12 protein-coding genes and 5 tRNA genes are annotated in these 22,610 nt (G+C 71.8%); 9 read left to right on the plus strand and 8 right to left on the minus strand.

The window, feature by feature from the left end; translation table 11 throughout:
* The first annotated feature begins 16 nt into the window (after positions 1-16).
* Entirely contained in the window at positions 17-907 is an 891-nt protein-coding gene (locus tag ACX27O_RS14655; protein WP_245233729.1) for a hypothetical protein, read from the plus strand.
* 252 nt (positions 908-1,159) lie between these two features.
* On the opposite strand, the gene ACX27O_RS14660 is transcribed toward ACX27O_RS14655, so the two are convergent.
* The 3 genes from ACX27O_RS14660 to ACX27O_RS14670 form a co-directional block, all read right to left on the minus strand.
* The gene (locus ACX27O_RS14660) at positions 1,160-4,090 is read right to left on the minus strand and encodes a M36 family metallopeptidase (protein ID WP_458939560.1); all 2,931 of its coding nucleotides are present in this window, start codon (positions 4,088-4,090) and stop codon (positions 1,160-1,162) included.
* Positions 4,091-4,230: 140 nt separating this feature from the next.
* Positions 4,231-4,812 carry a TIGR03086 family metal-binding protein gene (locus tag ACX27O_RS14665; protein WP_030336109.1) on the minus strand — a complete coding sequence of 194 codons (582 nt, stop codon included), beginning with the start codon at positions 4,810-4,812 and terminating at the stop codon, positions 4,231-4,233.
* 69 nt (positions 4,813-4,881) lie between these two features.
* Positions 4,882-5,484 (minus strand): TetR/AcrR family transcriptional regulator, encoded by a 603-nt coding sequence (locus ACX27O_RS14670; RefSeq protein WP_030336107.1) that lies wholly within the window; start codon positions 5,482-5,484, stop codon positions 4,882-4,884.
* Positions 5,485-5,871: 387 nt separating this feature from the next.
* Between ACX27O_RS14670 and ACX27O_RS14675 the strand changes: the two genes are divergently transcribed.
* The 4 genes from ACX27O_RS14675 (at position 5,872) to ACX27O_RS14690 (ending at position 13,065) form a co-directional block, all read left to right on the plus strand.
* Positions 5,872-5,944: transfer RNA gene (locus ACX27O_RS14675), tRNA-Gly, on the plus strand.
* Positions 5,945-5,978: 34 nt separating this feature from the next.
* A tRNA-Cys gene (locus ACX27O_RS14680) sits at positions 5,979-6,049 on the plus strand.
* Positions 6,050-6,062: 13 nt separating this feature from the next.
* A tRNA-Val gene (locus ACX27O_RS14685) sits at positions 6,063-6,137 on the plus strand.
* A gap of 706 nt (positions 6,138-6,843) precedes the next feature.
* On the plus strand, positions 6,844-13,065 hold the full coding sequence (locus ACX27O_RS14690) for a carboxypeptidase regulatory-like domain-containing protein (RefSeq protein ID WP_458939561.1): 6,222 nt from the start codon (positions 6,844-6,846) through the stop codon (positions 13,063-13,065).
* A gap of 311 nt (positions 13,066-13,376) precedes the next feature.
* Here the strand turns inward: ACX27O_RS14690 and ACX27O_RS14695 are convergent, their stop codons facing one another.
* A complete protein-coding gene (locus ACX27O_RS14695) occupies positions 13,377-13,844 on the minus strand; it encodes a winged helix-turn-helix domain-containing protein (protein ID WP_210863099.1) in 468 nt (155 codons plus the stop codon).
* A gap of 146 nt (positions 13,845-13,990) precedes the next feature.
* Positions 13,991-14,725 (minus strand): GNAT family N-acetyltransferase, encoded by a 735-nt coding sequence (locus ACX27O_RS14700; protein WP_210863097.1) that lies wholly within the window; start codon positions 14,723-14,725, stop codon positions 13,991-13,993.
* 116 nt (positions 14,726-14,841) lie between these two features.
* Here ACX27O_RS14700 and ACX27O_RS14705 point away from each other — a divergent pair, with 116 nt between their 5' ends.
* On the plus strand, positions 14,842-15,423 hold the full coding sequence (locus ACX27O_RS14705; protein ID WP_210863095.1) for a TetR/AcrR family transcriptional regulator: 582 nt from the start codon (positions 14,842-14,844) through the stop codon (positions 15,421-15,423).
* Positions 15,424-15,631: 208 nt separating this feature from the next.
* Entirely contained in the window at positions 15,632-15,895 is a 264-nt protein-coding gene (locus ACX27O_RS14710) for an isocitrate lyase/phosphoenolpyruvate mutase family protein (RefSeq protein ID WP_458939562.1), read from the plus strand.
* Between the two features lie 134 nt (positions 15,896-16,029).
* On the opposite strand, the gene ACX27O_RS14715 is transcribed toward ACX27O_RS14710, so the two are convergent.
* Entirely contained in the window at positions 16,030-16,272 is a 243-nt protein-coding gene (locus ACX27O_RS14715; RefSeq protein WP_030336096.1) for a DUF6458 family protein, read from the minus strand.
* Positions 16,273-16,420: 148 nt separating this feature from the next.
* Between ACX27O_RS14715 and ACX27O_RS14720 the strand changes: the two genes are divergently transcribed.
* Positions 16,421-16,493, plus strand: a tRNA-Gly gene (locus tag ACX27O_RS14720).
* Positions 16,494-16,523: 30 nt separating this feature from the next.
* Positions 16,524-16,598: transfer RNA gene (locus ACX27O_RS14725), tRNA-Val, on the plus strand.
* A gap of 85 nt (positions 16,599-16,683) precedes the next feature.
* Here ACX27O_RS14725 and ACX27O_RS14730 read toward each other — a convergent pair.
* Both ACX27O_RS14730 and ACX27O_RS14735 read right to left on the minus strand, forming a co-directional pair.
* Entirely contained in the window at positions 16,684-19,443 is a 2,760-nt protein-coding gene (locus ACX27O_RS14730) for an FtsX-like permease family protein (RefSeq protein WP_458939563.1), read from the minus strand.
* Positions 19,440-22,607, minus strand: a complete 3,168-nt coding sequence (locus tag ACX27O_RS14735; protein ID WP_458939564.1) for an FtsX-like permease family protein — start codon at positions 22,605-22,607, stop codon at positions 19,440-19,442. The genes ACX27O_RS14730 and ACX27O_RS14735 overlap by 4 nt, the downstream gene beginning before the upstream one ends.
* Positions 22,608-22,610: the final 3 nt, after the last annotated feature.

The following is a 22,610-nucleotide window of genomic DNA, read 5'->3' on the forward strand; positions in this document are numbered from 1 at the left end:
CTTCTAGCGTTGCCAGGTGGAGGCGACCGAACGGAGGACGGCGGTGGTGACGGTGTGGCGGTACGCGCTGCGGGCAGGGGTGGTGCTGGCCTGTCTGAGCGGGGTGGAGCTGGCGGCGGCCGCCCCGGCACAGGCGGCCTTCACCACCGAGATGAGCGGCCTGCCGGGCCGGTTCACCGCCGGTGAGCAGGTGCGGACGATCTCCGCGGTGGTCTCCCAGACGGACCGGCGCGGCGGGTGCGCCAAGGTGCGCTGGTCGATGGTGCTCACCGTGCAGGGCCTCCGACTCGACCAGGTGAAGATGGACCGGGTGGAGGAGACCGGCGACTTTCCGCTGGAGATCCGTACCGAGGGTGACGTGGCCCGGTTGACCGACCGGCAGCTCGACCCGGGCACGCTCTGCCCGGGGCGCACGGTCACCGCCCGCTACCGGATGGCGTTTGACGAGGACGTCACCCAGGGGCGGGTCACCCTCGCCGCCGAGGCGTACGACGCCAACCTGCGCCTGCTGGCCCGGCAGACCGCCACCCGTTCGGTGGTGGGGGTGGGTGGCGTCCCGACCAGCAAGCCGAAGCCGACGAAGAGCCCGCCGGAGCCCACCGAATCCGCGAGCGCGCCGACCGACGACGAGAGCGCGGCAACGGAGGAGCCGGCCGCCGACTACCCGGCCGACGCCGTACCACCGTCGGCCGACCGCCCGGTGTCGCAGTCCAGCGCGTTCGGCGTGGTACAGGTCGCGTTCCTGCTCGGCGGGCTGCTGCTCTTCCTCGGGGTGGGGCTGCTGCTGCGGTTGCGGCAGCTGACCCGGGCCGCCGCCGGGGAGACCGGCGACGCCGACGACCCCCCGGTGGACCGGCGCTGGGAGCGCCCGGCCGTCGCCGACCCCTGGCGCCGGGCGCACCGCTGATCGCGGCCGGCGTGGGGAGCCGTCCGGCGGTGTCTGGCCCTTGGCGCCGGGCGCACCGCTGATCGCGGCCGGCGTGGGGAGCCGTCCGGCGGTGTCTGGCCCTTGGCGCCGGGCGCACCGCTGATCGCGGCCGGCGTGGGGAGCCGTCCGGCGGTGTCTGGCCCTTGGCGCCGGGCGCACCGCTGATCGGAGGCAGTGGGGCCGGCGGAGTACCGCCGGCCCCACTGGGTCACTTCCAGAACGCCTGGAACGTCACTTCGAGAACGCCTGGAACTCGGCGATCCTGACCTGGCTCCGGGCCGGGCTGGCGGTCGCGCAGTCCGTCGTCGTGGCCGGGTCGTCGTCCTGCTCACCCGCGTAGTGCGGGCCACCGGTGCACTGGCTCGCCAGCACCTCGAGTCGCAGGTGGGTGGCGAGGGTGGTGGGTACCGCGAACGTCCGGAGGTTGATGTCCCGGCTGTACGCCCGGTACGCCCCACCGGGGAACGCGTCCGCCGCACTGGTGTAGATGCGCTGCCAGCGCGCCGGATCCGCGCAGTCGGTGGTCGTCGCGTTGCAGGCGGACACCGCGAACGAACGCAGCGCGGTGAGCGCGTTCTGCGCGCCGGTGTCGGCGTCGCCGGTGATCGCCGGGCGCAGCATCGCGCTGACGTTCACCCGCTTGACCGTCTGCGGGGTGCCGCCGGGCAGCGCCACGGTGAGCTGCCGGTTGGCGACCCCGTCCAGGGACGCCCAGTTCGTCGCCTCGGTGTCGTCGACGACCCGGTCCAGGTTGACCCCGTCACCGCTGATGGTGGCGCCGGACGCGGCGGAGGCGAGGTTGCGGCTCATCCGCAGGTCGACGTACCCGTCCTGGCCGGCCTTGGCGACCACGCTGAGCCGCTGGTGCCCGAAGCCGGGGGCCACGGCGAGCAGGTCGTAGGTGCCGGCCACCATCTCCACGGTGTCCGGGATCGGCGTCGCCGGGTCGGTGTCGGCCACCGGTACGGCCCGCGCCTCGTACGCCCCCACGTACACCCGGATCGGCGCGTCGGCGCTGTCTCCCCGTGGGCGCAGGGTGAGCGTCGCGTTGCCGCCGCGCGGCGAGGCGAAACTCGGCGTCGGGTCGGTGTCGCCGGCACCGTTGGTGGCGGCGTCGCGGCCCATCCCGGAGCGGGCGAACTCGGCCCAGATCAGGTCCTGGTTCGCGCCGCCGAAGCGGAGCAGGTCGGCGGTGAGCATGTTGTCCCGCATGTCGAGCATGCTGACCTGGCTGGCGGCCTGCAACAGGAACGAGTCGAAGACCAGCTGCGACCAGCGTCGGTTGCCCGGGCACTGATCCGCCGCGACCTTCCCCAGTGCGCAGTCGAGCTGCCGTTGCGGGGTGCCGAGGCCGTACCGTTTGACCAGGGCGGAGCGGACCCGGAAGTTGGTGGCGCCCCAGATCTCCCCGTCGGCGTGCACGGCCGGGCCGGCGGTGTTGTAACCGATGTCGGAGTAGTTGAGCGGGCTGCGGCTCAGGTCGTAGTTGCGGATGCCGCTGACCAGGTTGCCGGTGACGTAGCCACCGGTGATGAAGGGCGTCTCGCCGGGTGCGCGCAGCCCGTGCTGGAAGAGGTACTCGGCGGCGAGCAGGTCGCCCCACGACTCACCCATCGACCCGCCCTGGTGGCCGCTGATCCCGCTGTCCGGGCCGGCGATCATCCGGTTGGTGATCGCGTGGGTGTACTCGTGGCCGATCACCGTCATGTCGTAGTCGCCGTCCACGCACGGCGGGTACGGCCCGCCGGCCTGCGGCTGCCAGAGGTACATGTTGGTGGTCGGCGGCAGCCCGTCGCGCGGGGTGCCCTGGTTGGCGTTGTTCCGGTTGCCGCTCAACGCGCCCTGCTGGGCACGGCCCTGCTCGGCGTCACCGCCCAGCCCGGACGGGGTGAGGTTGACCGCCTGGAGGTTCCACGCCGACTCGGTGAAGCCCAGCTGGTACGACCAGTCGTGCATCCGGTTGTGCATGGCGAAGAGGTTGGCGATCGACGCGTCCGCGTCGTTGCGCTGGGCGGAGGTGAACACCTCCGGGTTGCACTTCGCCTGGTGCCACTGGTCGGTGAAGGGGTACTCGTAGCGGCGTTCCGGGCTGGTGGGGGCCGGCACGACCGGGGTGTTGGCGCCCCAGGACAGCACCGTGTTGGCCGAGTTGCCGCGCGAGGTGAAGGTCGGCGTGCCGGTGGCCGCGTCGACGTCCCACGGTTGGCCGGTGGCCGGGTCGCGCCAGGCGGCCTGGCAGCCGGGGGTCGGGTCGCCGCACCAGCGCACCCGGGGATCCTGCCCGGGGCCCAGGTCACGGGGCGGGGTGGCCGGGAAGACCGCCCAGCTCGGGTTGTCGGAGTCGTAGTCGACCAGGTCCTCGCGAACCAGCACCTGCCCGGTGCTGCCGTCCACGTAGCTGGTGAACGCGGCCGGATGCTCGGTGTCCGCCCCGATCATGGTCACCTCGTAGGCGGCCCGTGGCCCGTCCAGCGGGGTGGGCACTGCCACCTGGCGGATGGTGTGGCTGGCCACCGCGTCGGCGGTCAGCTTGGCGTCGGCGAGCGCGGCGGCGTACGCCTGCTCGGGTGTGCGGGTTGCCGGGGCCGGCGTGCCGGTGTCGCGGGCCAGCGAGGAGCTGACCGAGAGCACCGCGCCGTCGGCGACCGCGAGGGTGACCAGGCCGTCCGGCCCTGCGGGCAGGTCGCCGAAGCGTTGCCGGAGGGTGACGACGGTGCCGCTGCCGATCGGTCGGACCAGCACCCGTTCCATGCTGGCCACCGTGGCGGCGTCCATGCCGAACAGGTCCTGGTTGGCGGCCAGGTACGCGCGGGCGGCGGCCTCCGGGTCGGCGGGCAGCCCGCTGGCCAGCGGGGTGCGGCCGGGGCCGAGCGCCTGTGGGGTGCCGAGCCGGTTCCACCGGACGTCGGGGTCGACGACGCGGGCCAGGCCGCGTTGGCGGGCGTCAGGTGCCGCCGTACCGGCGCGGTTGTCGGCGTCGGCGGGGGTGTGCCCCTCGGCGAACGGCCCGGACCGGCGCTCGGCGGATGTCGCGCCGCCGGTGGGGGCCGCGGTGCTCACGCCGGTGGGGAGCAGCGCGGCGACCGTCGCCGTCGTCGCCAGGATGGCGATGAGCCGGCGTCGACGCCGGCTCATCGGGGGTGACCACTCCGGTTGTGGCACGGGACCTCCTCGTGGGAGCGGGATGGCCGGCGAGCCGCCGACCACAGATGCGCGGTGACGCATGCGCATCTGTGGATATCAGTCTCCCGAGGTCACGGCAAGGTCCGCAGCCGCTGTCACACCAACAGATCGAGATTCGCTCAGGCGCTCGGCGCCCAGTCGGGGTCGCGGCCGAACGCGGCCAGCAGGTGGTCCTGCTCGTCGGCGTCGTCGGGCACCCGTACGCCGGTGTGCACCAGGTTGTTGCGCTGGTAGGCGTCGATCTGGCCGGCGAACCACCGGGCGGCGGCGTGCACCACGTCCGGGTCGAGCTGCGGCTGCGCGCCGATCGCCACCGCCACGTCCCAGCCGTGCACGAGGTGCTCGGCGAGGAGTTGCTGGAGGTATTCGGCGGCCGGTGTGTCGCCGCTGGAGAGGTGCACGGTGCGGTCGATCGTGCCGGGGTGGGTGGCGGCGATCTCGGCCTGCGCGGCGGCCTCCCGCGCGGTGGCGATCGGGTCGGCGCCGAGTTGGTCACCGTCGAGGCGGTCGCCGACCTCCTCGATGGTCCGCCCGGCGAGCAGTGGAACGCTCCACCGGTCCTCGGTCACCACGTGATTGACCAGCGTGCGGACGTCCCAGTCCGAACACGGTGTCGGGTCGGACCACTGGCCGGGCTGGATCTGGTCCACCCGGTCGATGAATTCGGCCAGGCTCCGGCGGTACGCCTCCAAGAGGTCCATGCCGCCGATTGTTCCGGTCGACGGGGCGGACTGAGTCCGTTTTGCCCGGCTCGGTGCGGGGACCGGTGCTCAGTCGAGGTCGGCCGGGTCCAGGCCGAGCTCTCGGGCGGTGACCAGCCGGACCCACTCGCCGAACTGGCGGCGGGAGATCACCCGGTCGTGCACGGCGAGTTGGACGGCGAGGCCGTCCATCACCGCGCTGATCCGCCACGCGGCCCCGTCGGCGTCGGCGCACTGGAAGGTGCCGTCGGCCACCCCGGCGGTGATCACCGCGGCCAGGTCCTGTCGCCAGCGCAGGTCGAGGCGGCGGGAGACCTTCTCCAACTCCGGGGTACGCAGGGATTCCGACCAGCCGTCGATCCACATGGACCAGGAGGTCGCCCTCCCGGCCGGGGTGTAGAGCTTGAGGATCCGGCGGAGCTTGGTCAGTGGCGGGGCGGAGGAGCGGGTCACCGCGTCCAGCCGGGCCAGGTCCTGTTCGACCGCGTACGCGAAGGCCTGCGCGAGCAGCCGCTCCTTGGTGGCGAAGTGGTAGAAAACCAACGCCTGACTCACGCCCGCGGCATTCGCCACGTCCGCTGTCCGGGTGTTGGCCAGACCGCGCTCCACGATCACGTCGCAGGCGGTGCGCAGCAGGGCATCCAGGCGGATCTCGGCCGCACGTCTCGTCACGACCGTTACCGTAGCCCATCCGACTGAACACGAACAGTTACCACCACGCGCCGATCCACACCGTGGCAGTCGGAAGCCGGACACTTCTTTTGGGTGTCGTCGGTCGTTCCACGGAGAGTGTTCACCGAGGTCCGCTGCCCAGTGCCGGGCCGTCGAGACGTCGATGGTCAGGTATGCGACGCGATGGTGACGATCATTGCCGAGGAATGTCGGAGTGTGACGGTCGGTGCTGGATTCAGACACCAGGCCAGCCACCTAGGAAGCTGGTCGGGGGTGACTCGGCTCCAGCCCCGACCACCCGGGACGCGCCGAGGCGACCCCGAGTTGGCAGTCAAACACCTACTCGGCTAAAGTTCTCATCCGTCACCCGGGAACGTCCGGGGGCGTGCGGACGTAGCGCAGCTGGTAGCGCATCACCTTGCCAAGGTGAGGGTCGCGGGTTCGAATCCCGTCGTCCGCTCGGAGCTGCCGCCACGTATGACGGGGGCAACCTCGGTGGGGTGGCCGAGAGGCGAGGCAACGGCCTGCAAAGCCGTGTACGCGGGTTCAAATCCCGTCCCCACCTCGGCAACAAGCACGGGCGATTGGCGCAGTGGGAGCGCGCTTCCTTGACACGGAAGAGGTCACTGGTTCAAACCCAGTATCGCCCACCAGAGGAGAACGGCTCGTCACCGGAAGACCCGGTGACGAGCCGTTTCGTTTGTGATGCTCCTGACGTGGGAGCGACGCGGAGCCCTGGCCCTTCAAAAAGTAGGTGGGCACCGCTGGGCGCATGTTGTTGTCCGGCCCTCTTTCACGGTCGGAAGTGCTCCCGCTTGCTGGGTGTGCGGCAGGCAGTTTGCTAATGCGTTAAAAGCTCTCATATTAGGCGCTTGGGCCCATGCCTCTCGAGGCGACTGAGATGGGACCCGGTGGCCAATGGAAGAGGCCAGCACTAACTGTGAATAATTGACAACCTTCGGTATTGACGGCGATAACGGCGCTACTTAAAATGATCAAGCCGTAGCGGTCTGACACACGGGGGCTTCAATGTTCGGTCGCGGTCGCTGGTTCCTGCGTGCCCGTCGTACGGCTCCTCGGGCCGCTGGATGTGCGCTGCTCGCGTTTGTGGTGGTGGCCACGTCGGTTGCGCTGCCGGTGTCCCCGGCGTCGGCGCGACCCGCCCCACCAGCTCGCGCGTCCTGTGTGGATGTTTCCACTGATGCGTCAGCGGCCAGGAAGATGGTCGATACCTGTGGTCGTCGAGTGGAGATTCTCGCTGAGCGTACGGAGTACTCGCAGACGTTCTTGAACGTTGACGGGTCGCGGACGTTGGAGGAGGGAATCGAGCCGGTTCGGGTGCGGAAGGGTTCGTCGTGGGTGCCCGTGGACACGGCGTTGAAGGTGACCGCGGAGGGTGTGGTGCCGCGGGCGACGGTGTTGCCGGTGGTGTTCTCGCCGGGTGGTGACGGGGTGCTGGCTCGGGTTCGCGATGGTGAGCGTGAGTTGGGTATGTCCTGGCCGGGGAAATTGCCGGCGCCGGTGGTGGAGGGCGATTCGGCGGTGTATCGAAACGTGCTGCCGGATGTGGACCTGCGGGTGACGGCCTTGGTGTCGGGTTTCTCCGAGGTGTTGGTGGTGCGTACGCCGGCGGCGGCGGCGCATCCGAAGTTGGCGGCGGTGCGCTTCGGTCTGTCGACGAAGGGTGTGACGGTCACCGCGGCTGAGGGTGGCGGGCTCGCCGCCCGGGATGGCAGCGGTAAGAAGGTCTTCGAGGCGCCGGCTCCGTTGATGTGGGATTCCACGCCGCTGCCGGAGGCGGCCACGTCACCGGGACCGGATCAGACGCCGACGAAGAAGTCGGACGCGGCACGGGTCGGCCCTGATGGGGCAGGCAAGCCGTCCTCAGCGCCAGGCACCGCGCCGAAGACCCCCTCGTCACCGGCCGGAACCGCGCCGCAGGGGGCGCGGCAGGCGGTGATGCCGGTGAAGGTGACCGGCGGTGAGTTGACGGTGGTGCCGGACCGGAAGCTGCTCACCGATCCGGGCACCAAGTATCCAATCTTCATCGACCCGTCCTGGACGGGCGGCATCGCCGGCGGCGAGTGGACGTCGGTGTGGAGCAAGCATCCGACCAGTTCGTTCTGGAAGAACTCGACCGCCCTGACCAACGGCGGGACGAACGGTTCCGCGGGCGCGGGCCGGACCGAGGACTGCTCCGGCTGCGCCGACCACATCATCCGATCGATTTTCCAGATGGACACCAGCGCGGTGCGCGGGAAGTACATTCTCGACGCGAAGTTCCGGATCGAGCAGCGGCACTCCTGGACGTGTAGCCCGGCATCCAACGCCAAGTTGTGGATGACGGGGCCGATCTCGTCGGGTACGACGTGGGACAAGCAGCCGGTCTGGGACGGCAACTACACCGCGCAGACCGCAGCGAACCGGAAGAACGGCGCGGTCCACGGCTGCGCCGGGCCGGGCACTGTCGAGTTCAACGCCACCGCGATGGTGGCACATGCGGCGGGTGCCAACTCGTCGCGTTTGACCATGGGGTTGCGTGCGGTGAGCGAGGGGACGTTGAACCAGTGGAAGCGGTTCAACCACTCGTCGCCGAAGCTGGCGATCACGTACAACACCAAGCCGGGCGCGCCCTCCGATCGGTTGTCGGACGGTAAGGCGTGTGGCACCGGTGCGAATCGGCCGTATGTGTTGACACAGACGCCGATCCTGGCAGTCAGGCATTCGGATCCGGATTCGTCGCAGCAGTCGTTGACGACCTGGTTCCACTGGTGGCCGTTGGGCGGGGCGCGTAATGACACGGACAAGGTGTCGCAGGCGTCGGGTAACCCGTCGTCGGTGTCGAAGGCGATTCCGGCAGGGAAGCTGACCGATGGTGGGACGTACGTGTGGCAGTCGCGTACGTATGACGGGTCGCATTATGGGGACTGGTCGGGGACGTGCGAGTTCACTGTCGACGCCACGCCGCCGCCGACACCGGGGCCGGTGACGTCGTCCCAGTATCCGGCGGATGGTGCGCCCCGGGGTGGGGTCTCGTTCGCCGGGACGTTCAACATCGCGCCGCCGTCGACGCGTGCCTATGAGGTGAAGGAGTACGCGTACACACTTGATTCGGGTGTGTTGACCGCAGCCGCAACGGTGCCGGCGCGAACCACGGACTACGGGGCGTCGGTGACGCTTTTCCCGCGTCACGATGGTGTGAACGTGTTGTGGGTGTGGGCGAAGGATCACGCTGGCCGATTCTCGGCGACGCCGGCCGCGTACACGTTCTCGGTGCGCGCGGGCAGTGGTCCTGCGGCGCAGTGGGAGTTCGACGAGGCGACTGGTACGGCCACCGACGTGACCGGGCACGGTAACACCGTGTCGCTGTCCGGGTCCGGGGCGGACCGCGTGACCGGGCGGGCCGGTGTCGGCAAGGCGCTGGTGCTGGATGGCGCCCAGGGCAATGCCTCGACCGGGGGGCCGGTGCAGTATCCGCACCCGGATACCGGGGTGATCACCCCGGTTCGTACGGACAGCAGCTTCACGGTGACCGCCCGGGTGCGACTGCCTGCTATTCCGAACTGGCACAAGGCGGCGGTCGCTGCTGATGGCGCACGGACCGCGCCGTTCTGGTTGGGGTACATCATGGGGGCCAACCGGTGGGGCTTCCAGATGAACGAGGCCGATGCGGACCAGTCGGGCGGGCAGAACATCACATCGACCGCTGCTCCGGTCATCGGTAAATGGACCCACCTGGCCGGTGTGTACGACGGAGGTACGAAGACCTTCCGTCTCTACGTCGATGGTGTGCTGCAGCCGGGCACGGGGACGGTCACCGCAGGTTTCAATGCCACGGGGCCCTTACGCATCGGGGCGATGATGTATGCGGGGATGTTGGGGCACAACTGGCCCGGTGACATCGATGACGTGCGGATGTACAACTTCGTCGAGACGGCGGCGAGGATCGCGGAGCTGGCGGTGCCGTTGCAACCGGTGCTGACGTTCCCGAACGGCACGAATGCCACCGCTGGAGCGCAGATGTCAGTGACGTTCAGCGCCGGTGGTGACACCAACGTGACGAAATTCCGGTGGAGTGCCGACAACACGTCGCTGGCCAACGAGGTGATCGCGTCGGCGCCCGGCGGAACGGCGACCGTGTCGGTGCCGGTAGGCGCGATCACTGGTGAACGCCCGTTGTACGTGGTCGCGGTCGATGACGGCAACCGGGTCAGTGGCAGGACGCAGGGAAGCTTCGTCGTGAAGCCCGCCACGATCCTGTCCGGCGTGGCGATCGACGTCATGACGTTCATGCCGGTCGTCGGAGCCACGGTCAGGCTGGAACCCGGTGGCCTCCAGGTGGTCACCGGCAGCGACGGCGGATACTCGTTCTCCGGCTTCGCCCCCGGCACGTACACGGTGTCGGGTGTCAAGGGTGGCCGGTGCGGGTTGTCGGGCAGCCAGCAGTTGCTGGTCGATGGACAGGGTGTGTGGCTGGACCTGTACCTGTTCCCGTACTCAGACGATTCGGGGTACACCTGCGCGGAGCAGGCGAACAGTTTCACAGCGGCGAATGACACAGTGGTCGGGTTGTCGGGGGACAACGCGGTGACCGCGGTCGGGTTGCCGTTCGCTTTCCCGTTCTACGGTCAGGCGTACCGGTCGGCGTGGCTGGATACGAACGGGCTGTTGTCCTTCACGGACCCCGGTGGTTCGCATCCGTACACAGGTGGGTCGTTGCCGGCGCCTGCCGAGCCGAACGCGGTGGTGGCACCGTTCTGGGACGACCTGGTGGTGGACGCCTCGGCGAGTGTGCGGACCGCGACCACGGGTACCGGAGCGAACGAACGGTTCGTGGTCGAATGGCGCAACGTGCACCGGAAAGCGTCGACCGCGCAGCGGGTGTCGTTCGAGGTGATCCTGGCGCCGGACGGCACGGTGACCACCAACTACGACAGTCTTGACGGCGCGGTCGAGCAGGGAGCGCAGGCGGCGGTCGGGATCGAGGCCCCGGCCGGTGCGGACGGGCTGCGCTACTCCACAGCCGAGGCGGTCCTGGCCAGCGGCCGGGCGATCGTGTTCGGCCGCCCGGAGACCGCCAGTCCGCTGGCGTTGCACGACCTGTCCGGCACGCTGGTCAACGCGGCCGGCGCCGCGGTGGTCGGGGCGAGGGTGACCCTGGACCCGTCCGGTATGTCGACCGTCACCGGCGCGGGTGGGGCGTGGGCGTTCGACGACCTGGTCGCTGACAGCTACGCCGTCTCCACGGTGCCGGACACCAGATGCGGGAGCAGGGCCCGGGTCCAGGTGGAGTTGAACGCCAACCTCGTCCGCAATCTGCAACTCGGCCCGGACTACGGCGGCCTCGGCTACGCCTGCACGGTCGGCGCCTCCGGCTACGTCGCGGCGTCAACGGTCATCCCACTGACCGGCGACGACGAGTCCACCTCCGTCACCCTGCCGTTCCCGATGCGATACCACGGCGGGACCTACTCCACGGCTGCCGTGTACACCAACGGACTGCTGAGCTTCCAACCACAGGACGATCCGTTCGGCTGGTACGGGTTCCTGCCAGACGGCGACGCGCCGAACGCCGTGGTGGCCCCGTTCTGGGAGGACCTGGTAGCCGACGAGTCCTCCAGTATCCGTAGCCAACTCACTGGTGTCGCGCCGAACAGGTCGTTCGCCGTGGAGTGGCGCAACATGGCCTTCTACGACGGATCTGACCGGACGACGTTCGAGTTGGTGCTCCACGAGGACGGGCGGATCGTCTTCCACTACGGCGAGATGACATCGCCGAGACAACGTGGCGATGCGGCCGTGATCGGCCTTGAGAACGGTTCCGGCACCGTCGCGGCGGTCTTCTCCGCCCATGAACCGTCGCTGACGTCCCACTCGTCGATCACGTACACGCCTGCGGCGTCGGGGACGATCACCGGCACGTTGACCACAGCGGTGACCTCCACGCCTGTCGCCGGGGCGACCGTGACCATGAGCACGACCGGAACGACCGTCACCACCGGCGCGGACGGCGGCTACCAGTTCACCAACGTGCCGGTCGGCGAGTACGTCCTGATCTCCTCGACCAGCGACAACCGCTGCGTCGGCCAGTCCGCCAGGCAGGTGGTCAACCATGCCGGTGGCACCTCGGATGTTGACCTCTCGGTGATGGTCGACGGGGACGAGTTCGGCTACACCTGCGAGACCAGACCACAGACCTTCATCCCCGGCACCCAGATCGAGGTAGCTCCCGAGGAGGATGAGGACCACTGGCAGGTGAACGCGCCGTTCCCCGTCAAGATCTACGGTGAGTCGTACAACTCGGTGTGGCTCACCTGGAGCGGTGCCGTCGTCTTCCGGCACCCCGGCGACCTCCGTCAAAGCCAACCGATACCGACCCCGGGGCCCAATGATGAGCCGGAACCCGTGGTAGCGGTCCTGTGGGACGACTGGGTGGTCGACGAGTCGGCCGCCATCGCCACCGCCGCACGGGGCACGGCTCCGAACCGGCAGTGGGTGGTGGAGTGGCGCAATGTGCACCACTCCAGCGACCCGACGGTGCGCGCGTCCTTCGAAGTGATCTTCGACGAAGACGGCACCATGACCTTCGCCTACGCCGATATCGATCCAGCCAACATCATCGAGCGGGGAGGCAGCGCCACCGTCGGGATCCAGAACGGTGCCGGCACCATCGGCTTCCAGTACCTGCACCACGACACCCTGCTCACATCCGGTCAGGGTGTGGTGTTCCGGCCCAGCCCTCCGGGCACCGGTGTCGTCTCCGGCATCGTCAGCTGCCAGGGCGCCGCGGTACCGGGCGCGACCGTCACCACGGCGGGCCTGGCCGCGACGACGGCACCCAACGGCACATACCAGATCGAGGACGTGCCAGCTGGCACGCACGCGATCACCGCCACGCTGCACGCGGGTGCCTGCAAGGGCTCCTCCGTCGAGTCTGTCGACGTCGGCTCGAACACCCAAAGAACGGTGGACTTCCCGACCACGACGACCCCGGCCGGTGCCGGATACACCATCGCCGAGCAGCCGATGGTGCTCACCCCGGTCACCGGACCGGCGCTACCGCTGACGGGCGACGACGTCTATATCCCGATCACCCTGCCATTCCCGACCACCCTGTACGGACAGGGGTACGCCAATGGCTGGCTGGACATCAACGGCTATCTGAGCTTCGTCGATCCGGGCGAGTCCCACTCGTACCCCGACCGTCTTGCGGAGCCGGACGGCTACTACGGGCCCGACGCGGCCATCTATCCGTTCTGGCACGACTGGATAGTGGACGACGACGCTGCCGTGCGTGCGGAGATCCGCGGCACCGGGTCAAACCGCCAGTACGTCATCGAATGGCACAACGTCCTGTCCCACGTCGACGATCTGACCCGGGTCTCCTTCCAACTGATAATCCACGAGACCGGCGGATATTCGTTCGTCTATGCCGATCTCGACGGCACGTTCCAGGAAAGGGGCGGCGGCGCTGTCATCGGCATCGAGAACGCCGAAGGCACCCGCGCACTCCAGTACGTCTACCGCCAACCGGTGCTCCGACCTGGCATCGGTTTGCGGATCAACCCGCCCACGTCCTGATTCGTCCACCCGCCCCCAACCCGGGCCAACGCTCGGATTCGCACGGCCCGTGTCCGCACCTGGATCACGGACCTGCTGAGCCGAACGACTCCCGGGGCCACCGACGCTCGCCCTGAAATGCACACGGCCCGCTCGTGAGCCGAATCGGTCGCGGACCCTCGACCCACCTCGGTTGAGGGTCCGCGACCGACCTACGAGGGACGATCACGAAAGACCTCGGCGAGCACTTGATGGATGGACATGACCAGAGGAGAACGGCTCGTCACCGGAAGACCCGGTGACGAGCCGTTTCGCTTGTGGTCCGTCGGTCGTCAGTCGACGCTGAGCCGGTAGCCGATCCCCCGCACGGTGTGCACGCGCAGGGCGTCGTCGGCGGCGCGCAGTTTGCGACGTAGCCGCTTCACCGCCGAGTGCAGGGTCGACGTGTCGCCGAGGAACGCGCAGCCCCAGACCGATTCGAAGAGCCGCTCGTACGTCCAGACGCCGACCGGGGCGGTGGCGAGCTGGGTGAGCAGGTTGCGTTCGAGTCGGGTCAGGGCCAGCGGTTCTCCGCGCCACGTCACCCGGTGCTCAAGCGGGTCGATGGTGAGGTCGCCGAGGCTGATCTGACCGGCCGCGCCGACAGGTGCGCCGGCTGCGACGAGGGCGGGCGTGGGCGCGGCGGTGGAGGTGGCGACCCGGGCCGGACCGCTGATCACCGGTCCGCCGATCATCGCCTGCAACTCCGCGAGGTCGGCGCAGATCACCAGGGTGCCCAGGCCGTTGAGGCGCCGAACCATCCGTTCGCGCACCGACACGTCAGCGGTCACGCAGAACACGAGGGACACATCGTCGATCACTGTCGTACCTCCCCAGGCGACAGTAAAAGACAACGCTGTCTGAACCGCGTAGTCAATGGTTTGCGCCGGCCGGCGCCCGCTCGTCGTCAGAAGGTCAGCAGGCGGAACTCGCCCACCGGCCGGAAACCGAGGCTGCGGTAGACCGACTCACCGACCGCCGACGAGGTGAGGGCGGCGGTGCGGACGCCCCGCTCGGCGGCCAGATCCAGGGCGGCCCTGGTCATGGCCGCACCGATGCCCCGGCGGCGCTGCTCCGGCTGGGTGCCGACGAAGTAGAGCGTGACCAGGCCGTGGCTGATCCAGGCGACGGCCGTCGCGACGACCCGACCGTCATCGCGGTGGCCGGCCAGCCGGAGCAGCGTGCCGTCGCCGGTGAACGCCTTCTCCCGTTCGATCGTCGCCGCCACACCGTCCGCCGGAATTCCGGACACCCGGGCATAGGCCGGGACGAACGCGGCGAGGTCGGCGGTCTCGGCGATGTGCACGCCGGCGGGCGTCGGCACATCGGCCGCCTCCCCGATCTCCACCGTCATGATCGGCATACGGGCGACCTCCACCGCGCCGAGGGAGATCAGGGCGTCCGCGCTGCCGGCGTCGCTGTCCGGGCCGACCCACCAGATCCGGGGTACGCCGTGCAGGCGTTGCCGGGCCTCGGTGAGCGCGTCGTGCGGGGTGCGCCCGGCCACCCGCAGCACGCCGTTGAGCGGCGCGTGCGGCACGTCACTGCGGTAGGTCGGGAGGTCCGGGCCTCCGGTGACGCCGATGTTCCACCCGAGCAGGTACGCCCGGTGCGCGGCCAGCACCGTGTCGAGAGGCTCCATGATCTGGATCGTAACGCGGTGGCCGGCACCTGCCCCGAGCAGGGGAAACGGCCGGCCCGGCGGCTGTGACCGGCGGTACTTTGTCGATCGTTCCAGATAGTGGGTAGGGTTCGGTCATGGCACGTACCCGGGAGTTCGACCTCGACGCCGCGGTCAACGCTGCCATGGACGTGTTCCGGAGAAAGGGTTACGAGGGCACCTCCATGCGTGACCTCTCCGAGGCGACCGGCCTGGGCAGCGGCTCGATCTACGCCGCGTTCGGCAGTAAGGACGGCCTCTACCTGGCGGTGCTCGACCTGTACCGGCAGCGCTACGCCGCCCCGATGGTCGATCTGCTGCGCTCCGGCAACGACGCGCGAGCGGTCATCCGGGAGGTCTTCATCGGCGCGGTGGACGACATCACCGGCGACGGCCGGCACCTCTCCTGCCTCATCGTCGGCGCCTCGATGGAACGCGCGCACCAGGACGTGCGGGTCGCCGAGCGGCTCCGCTCGACCACCCAGTCCCTGGAGTTGGCGCTCTACGACCTGCTCGCCGAGGCCCAGTTGCGAGGTCAGATCACCACCGACCGCAGCGCCACCGACCTGGCCGGCTTCCTGGTGACCAGCCTCCAGGGTCTGCGCGTGATGGGCGCCATCACCCCGGACCGGGCGGCGCTGACGCGGTACGCCGAGGTCGCGCTCACCTGCCTGGACTGACCGCCCACCAGCGGGCCGCCCGGTAACCCGGACCTCGGCGAGGTCGGTGCGGGCGCTGAGCAACGACCGGCCCCTTCGGTGGGTCACCACCAGGCCGGCCGCTCTTCGTCAACGCCCGGATCGACACGTTCCTCAGCGGCGCCGGGGGCGTCGACGAGACGCTGACCCGAGCGTATGCCTACCTGCGGCCGGCGCGGACGGCATCTTCGTGCCGGGGGTGGTCGACCTGGCGACCATCCGAGAGCTGGTGCGACCGGTGCCGGCGCCGCTGAACGTGCTGGCCGGGCCCGGTGCGCCGACAGTGCCGGAGTTGGCCCGGCTGGGGGTGGCCCGGGTGAGCCTCGGCTCCTCGGTCGCGGAGGCCGCGTACACGGTCGCCCGCCGCGCGGCGGATGAGGCGCTCGGCGCGGGCACGTACGGCGCGCTGGCGGACGCCCTCGACTACGGCACCCTCAACGCGTTGATGCGCTGAGCGGTGTGGCTGCGCCGCGCGCTGTCCGGCGTATCCAAGGTCGTCGTGCGACGAGCCGGCCGTCCCTCAGCGGGGCGACCGGCTCGGCGTCACGGTGATCCGGGCGGCGCCGTCAGCGGCGCCGGGGGGCCGGGTCACAGCGGCGGCGCGATGTCCCGCCGCTCCTCGACCTGGCGGTACTCCACCGGCTGTTCGGTGGTGGTGACCACCTGACGGCGGCGACCCCAGATCAGCGTGGTCATGATCAGGCCGAGCAGTCCGGCGCCCATCAGGATCCAGCCGACCACGTCGAGGTTGATGCCGCCGACGCTCGCGTCCAGTGCGAAGGTGAGGATCGCGCCGAGCGCGATCAGGAAGATGCTGGTGCCGATACCCACGACAGCCTCCTTAAGGGGGTGTGGTGCGCTGTCGAGCCCTTCAGTACCCCGGTGGCGACCAGCGCAACCGCCGACCGGCCAGGGTGCCGTGCCAAGCGATCTTGGCATCGGGTAGAGTTCACCTGTCGCCGACGCGAGTCGGGGACGTGCGGACGTAGCGCAGCTGGTAGCGCATCACCTTGCCAAGGTGAGGGTCGCGGGTTCGAATCCCGTCGTCCGCTCGCGATCCGCCCCCCACGGGGGGCCACCACGGGCGATTGGCGCAGTGGGAGCGCGCTTCCTTGACACGGAAGAGGTCACTGGTTCAAACCCAGTATCGCCCACCATCTCCACCGGCACATCGACTGGCCCGTTACCGGACATCCGGTGACGGGCCTCGGCGTTCCGGCCCGCACCACCGGGGGCGTCTGTTCACTCGCCGGCGCGGAGCACCTCACTGAGCCGGTCGCGTCGCCGCAGCGCCGACTCGACCGGGACGACAGTGGCGGCCACCGCCAGCAGCACCACGCCCACCAGGCCGAGCAGCCACCACGGCAGGACCGTCGCCGGGTCGCCGGGCTGGCCGGTGAGCACCCGCAGGTCGAGCGGGCCGAGCGTCAGGCGGGCCAGCAGTGCCCCGAGTAGTGGGCCGTACCCGGCGGTGACCACGACCGGCGGCAGCAGCTCTCCGGCGGCGACCCAGCGGGCGTCGCGGGGCCGCAGGCCGAGGGTGCGCAGCCGGACCAGTGTGTGCCAGCGCTCCGACGTACCGGCGGCGGCAGCCAGCAGGAGGCCGAGCAGCCCCAGCGTCACCAGCACCGCGGCGGCCGTCCACGCCAGCCGCAGCAGCCCCGCGGTCAGCGGAGCCACCCGCTGCGCGCGCAGGACGTCCGCGCGCAGCACGACGTCGGCGGCGACGCCGCTGTTCGACACGGCCCGCGCCGCGCCGGGACCGGTCACCCAGACGGTGTTCGCCACGGCGGGCAGGCCGGCGGCGGCGAGGGCCGTGGCGTCCACGACGACGACGTCGCCGGCGCCGCCGACGGCGGGCGCGGTACCGACCGCGGCGAGACGGATCGCCGGAGCGTCGTCGCGGGGTAGCTGCAGCCGGGCGCCGGTCCGCAGTTCGCTGTCGTTCGACAGGACCAACGCCGGTACGTCCCCGGGGGCGGGAGCCGGTGCGGAGAGCCGGGCCAGCGCCGGCGCGTCGGGCAACGGGGTGGTGGCCAGCAGGCGCTGGAACGCGGCGGCGTCCACGACGACCAGGCGGGGCGTGAACAGCGTCGATTCGGCGAAGACGCGCGCCGATTCGGTCACCTGCGCGACGACGACCTGCTGCACCCCGGGTGCGGCGGCGACGCGATCGGCCAGTGCGGGCGTCGCCGCCTGCGCGTCGGTGCCGAGGTCGAGGCGGGCGTCGGCGCCGACGGTGCTCCACGCGCCGTCGGCCAGACCCCGGGCGACGGTGCTGCCGAGGATGAGCGCGAACGACGCGAGCGCCGTGGCGCTGACCAGAACCAGCAGCGGCAACGCGCGCCCGGCCGTGGTGGCCGCCCGGGCGGCACTGAACACGGCCAGCGGGCGACGCGAGCGCAGCGCCTGGCGGAGCGCGAACCGCACCCCGAGGGGCAGCAGCCGGAGCAGGACCAGCGCGCCGACGAGCCCGCCCAGAGCGAGGGCGCTGACCGGCAGGACCAGGTCGCCGGTCAGCTCACCGGTGTCGCCGTCGGCGGCGTCGGGCAGGAGCCCACGCTGGTGCAGTGTGACGAACCCGGCGACCGCGGCGATCAGGACAGCCGCCTCCACGGCGGCGCGGCGCAGCTGACCGGTGACCCGGATCCAGCGCCGAGCGGCCGGGTTGGCGGGCTGGCGTCGGTCGCGGCTGGCGCGGGCGGCGGCGAGGGTGCCGAACGCCGGCCCGGCGACCGCGCCGGCCAGGACCACGGGAACGGCCCAGGTCCAGGAGACGCCCGGAGTGACCGCGCGGGCGAGCGCGAGCCCGACGGCGGCGGCCGACACCGACACCACTGTGGACTCGATGGTCAGCTCCGCGGCCAGGTCGGGTAACGCCGCCCCGCGCTGCCGGGCGGCGCCCAACGCCGGGGTGCGGCGGTGGACCAGTAGCGCGGCGGCGAGCAGCAGGACCAGCACCGTGACGGTCAGGATCCCGGTGAGCAGGACGGCGGCCTGCGCGGAAGCGGCGTTGCCGCGCGTACGGGCGTCGCGCAGTGTGGTGTCGAGCTGCGATTCCCAGCGCAGGGACCCGTCGCGGGCGCCTGATGAGCCGGAGGCCGCCTTGAGCGCGACCACCTGGTTGGCGAGCGTCGCCGTGGTGTCCCAGGTGAGCGCGCCGGGTTCGGGGGCGAAGTGGACGGTGCGCCGCAGTTGGTCCTCGTCGACGGCGAGCCGGGCGTCCGGTAGCGACTCGCGTGACAGCAGGCCGGCGAACCGGGTGATCCCCACACCGTCAGCGCCGGGCAGGGGGCCCAGGAGCGCCGGGGCGAGTCGCCAGGTGCTGTCGGTGCTGTCCACGGGTCGGTAGATCCCGCTGATCCGCACGTCCCTGTCGCGTCCCTGGCCGTCCTTGACCGGGAGCCGATCGCCGGGGCCGAGGTTGAGTGCGGCGGCGGCCGTCTCGGCGAGGCCGACCTGCACCGGCCAGGGCGGCCCGTCGTAGGGGGCTTCGACGGGCTCGTCGGGGAAGGGCGAACCGGGCGCACTACCGGCGATCCAGGTCACCGCCGGGCCGTCGCGGTCGTCGGCCAGGTAGGTGAACTGGAAGGTACGCGGCACGCTGCCCTCGGTGATGCTGAGGATCGGGCCGCTGACGACGGCGACGGGCGGGAGCAGCGCGGCGTCCAGGTCGGCCCCGAGCGCGTATGTCGCCCGGGCGCGGAAGTCCTCGACGTCGTCGGCGAGACCGGCGGTCCGGATCCGCCCGCCGTTCGGGCCGTCGTCGCGTTCCCAGTCGGCGTGTACGAGGACGTTCGCGTCGTTGCCGGCGCGGCGGACCGCGTCCTGGACGGCGTCGTCGGCGGCGGCGCGCAGCAGCGCCGGCACGGCCCCGGCGAGCAGTGCGACGGCCGCGATGACGGCGGCGGTGAGCAGCAGCGGACCGGCGTCGGCACGGGCCCGGCCACGGATGCTCGGCCAGTGCGGCGCCGGCCACCGGCGGGTCAGCCACCGGTTCACGGTGCCACCCGCAGGTGCGCGGCGTCGGCCCGGCGGACCTGGACGGTGACCACGACGGCGACCGCCAGCAGGCAGCCGGCCAGCAGTACGGCGAGCAGTGCGGCCTCGGCTGGCCACGGCCAGTGTGGCTGGGCGGCCGGGATGGGCGCGGCGCCGGTGTCGGAGCGTACGAGCAGGGGAGCGACGACCCCGGTGGCGAGCGCGCCGACGGCCGCGCCCGCCGCGAGCAGGGGCAGCAGCACGCCGGCGTGCTGGCCGAGCAGCACGGCCCGGATGCCGCGCCGGGACATTCCCAGGCCGCGCAGCCGCGCCACCTCGACGGCGCGGACCTGCAGGTCGCAGGTGACGTGCAGGACGACGCCGGCGAGCAGCAGCAGGGCCGCGGCCGGGACGATGAGCCGGAGCGCGCCCGGCACCCCGGCGCGCAGCGGACCGCCGATGAGGCGGGCGGTCTCCGACTCACGGGTCGCGACGGTGCCCAGGTGCAGGGCGGTGGCCCGCTCGACGGCACCGGGGCCGGTGGGGTGACCGACCCACCAGGCGTCGACCGGGAACGTCAGGTCGCCGGTGACGGCGCGGGCGCGCGACAGCATGTCCAGGTCGGCCAGGACGGCGACGGCGCCCGGGGCGGACGGCACCGTCGGCACGACCTCGGTGACGATGACCGGAACGGGCGTGATGCCGACGGTGACGCTGAGCGTGCTGCCCGGGTGCGCACCCACCTCGCTGGCGAAGCGGGCGGAGACGGCGACGGGCACCGGGCCGGGGTCCGGGAAGGCGGTGGCGACGAGGGTCCGGGCGGCGTCCGGGGCGCCGTCGAGCTCGACGGTCGCGGCCATCCGCAGCGCGGTTCCGGCCGGTGTGGCGGACAGCGTGACGCTCGGGTCGGTCACCTTGTTCGGCACCGGCGGCGCGGACGTCGCGGTCCAGTCCGATCCGTCAGTGGGTGTCTCGGTCGACCCGGCGGGCGGCACGGTGAGCGTGACGGCCACGGCGACGGTGCCGCCGGCCGGGTCGGCGACGACCGGCAGGGCGACCGCGACGAGGCGCAGCCCGGCAGCGGTCGCGCAGCTGGGCAGCCGCAACTCCCGGCCGTCGAGCGGGAGGGCGGGACCGGTGCAGGACGTGCGGAGGCCGGTGGCGTCCTGCAGCAGCAGCCGGGGCGTCACGGCGAGCGGGGTGTCGCCGGCAGCGGTTCCGCTCAGGACGAGCGGGGCGTTGGCCGCGACGGCGAGGCCGGTGACGCGGGTGGGTGGGGCCAGCGTGGCACCCAGCTCCGCCCAGCCGCGGTCGCCGTCCAGTCGCCCGCGCAGCAGCGCGTCGGCGCGGGTGGTGTCCACGGCGACCAGGCGTGCCGGATCGCCGGCGGTGCCGAGCCACTGACCGACGGCGGTGCCACGGTGCAGGACCGGGCTCACCGCCCCGGCGGTGGCCGCGCTGACGACCGCGCCGTCTCCGGGCACCGGTGCCGTGCTGAGGGTCAGTGCCAGGTCGGTGCCGACGGACAGCGCCCCCTGGTCGCGCTGCGACTGGTGCCACGTGCTGTCGAAGGCGACGCCGAACGTTCCGGCCGCGCAGGCCAGCCCGACGAGCAGCCCGGCGGCGACCGCCTGCGGCCGGCGGGCGGCCTCGGAGAGCGCCAGCGGAAGCGCCAGCCCGCGGGCGCGGTACGCCAGCCGGTCGGCGCCGCGCAGGGCGGGTAGCACCACCCGGAGCGCCAGTGCGGCGCCGGCGGTGAGCAACAGCGCCGGCGCGAGCACCCGGACCGCGTCGGCGCGGGGGCTGGCGGCGGTGGGCTGCGCGTACAGCTGCCACCAGCCGGCGGCGGCGAACACCGCGAGCACCAGGTCGGCGCCGGAGCGGGCCAGCAGTTCCCGGCGGGTACGCCGGTCGCCGGCCGCCGGGGCGGGCCGGACCGCCAGGACGGTGAGTGCGGCGGCGAGCGCCAGCGCGCCGCCGACGACCGCGAGGACCTGGGCGCCGGTGACGCCCGGCCCGACGGTCAGGCCGGCGCGGTCCAGTGGCGGCAGGTGGGTCAGGCCGGCGTGCACCACCGACGAGGCCGGTGTCGCGAGCGCGGCGGCGACGGCGGCGACGAGCCCGGCCTCGAGTGTCGCGGTGGCGGCGAGTTGGCGGCGGCTGGTGCCCAGGGCGGACCGTAGGGCGGTCTCGTCGGCGCGCAGGTCGGCGGCCAGCCGGCCGGCGAGGACGAGTGCCGTCGCGGCCAGGACACCGCCGAGGACGGCGATGGCGAGCACGACGGCGGCGGTGACGTGCTGCTGGTCGTCGGCTGCCCGCACTGTCGACGACAGGTCGGAGGAGACCCGGGCGAGCTGGACGCGGTCACCGAGGGTGCCGGCCAGCCGGCGGTCGGCGCTGCGGATGGCCCCGGCCACGGTCTCCAGGTCGCGACGGTTGGGGTTGGACAGGTCCGGGTGGGCGGTGACCTCCATCCGATCCACTGTGGCGCCGGTGCTGACCAGGTCGGCGAGGTCGACGAGGAACGGGCCGTAGGCGTTGACCGGCTGCATGAAGCGACCGTCGCGGTAGCCGATGGCCGAGCCGGCCGCGGCCAACGGGTCGCGGTCCCAGCCGCGCCCCGGCAGCGGGCGAACCACGCCGACGACTGTCACATCGACGGCCGGGACGGGGGCGTGGGCCAGTTCGGCGCCGAGGCGCACCTGGCGACCGGGGGTGAGGCCGAGCAGTTGGGCGGTGGACTCCAGCAGCACCGCGTCGCCCGGGTGCCGCGGCCAGCGTCCGGTGATCAGCTCGGCTCGGGCCGGCAGGTCGTCCAGCCCCGACAGGTACGCCTGGGCCGGCACTGTGGTGCCCGGGGCGAGCGCGGGCGGCAGCGCCCGTAGCACCGTCGACGCCCGCGCGGTGGTCGTCACGGGGAACGGTGCGAGCGCGGAGGTCACCACGGCGCGGGTGTCGGCGGCGACGGAGCGCGCGTCCGGGCCCTCGACGGTGCCGGTGTAGACGGTCACGTCGACGGCGGCGGGGGCGGCGTCGGCCATGGCGATCTCCAGCGCCCGCTCGGCGGTGCGGGTGACCAGCAGGGTGCAGGTGCCCAGCAGTGTCGCGCCGATGGTGACGACCCCGAGGAGGGCCGCCAGCAACGGCCACTGCGCGCGGGCGCGCCGGCTGACCAGCCTCAGCATCGA

It is taken from the genome of Micromonospora sp. SD19 (genome assembly GCF_054462275.1).

What these genes read in the sequence shown, in the direction of transcription:
- ACX27O_RS14735 (WP_458939564.1), bottom strand. Translation starts at nt 22,607, where the DNA reads ATGCTGAGGCTGGTCAGCCGGCGCGCCCGCGCGCAGTGGCCGTTGCTG.
- ACX27O_RS14665 (WP_030336109.1), bottom strand. Translation starts at nt 4,812, where the DNA reads ATGGACCTCTTGGAGGCGTACCGCCGGAGCCTGGCCGAATTCATCGAC.
- ACX27O_RS14705 (WP_210863095.1), top strand. Translation starts at nt 14,842, where the DNA reads ATGGCACGTACCCGGGAGTTCGACCTCGACGCCGCGGTCAACGCTGCC.
- ACX27O_RS14695 (WP_210863099.1), bottom strand. Translation starts at nt 13,844, where the DNA reads ATGGTTCGGCGCCTCAACGGCCTGGGCACCCTGGTGATCTGCGCCGAC.
- ACX27O_RS14700 (WP_210863097.1), bottom strand. Translation starts at nt 14,725, where the DNA reads ATGGAGCCTCTCGACACGGTGCTGGCCGCGCACCGGGCGTACCTGCTC.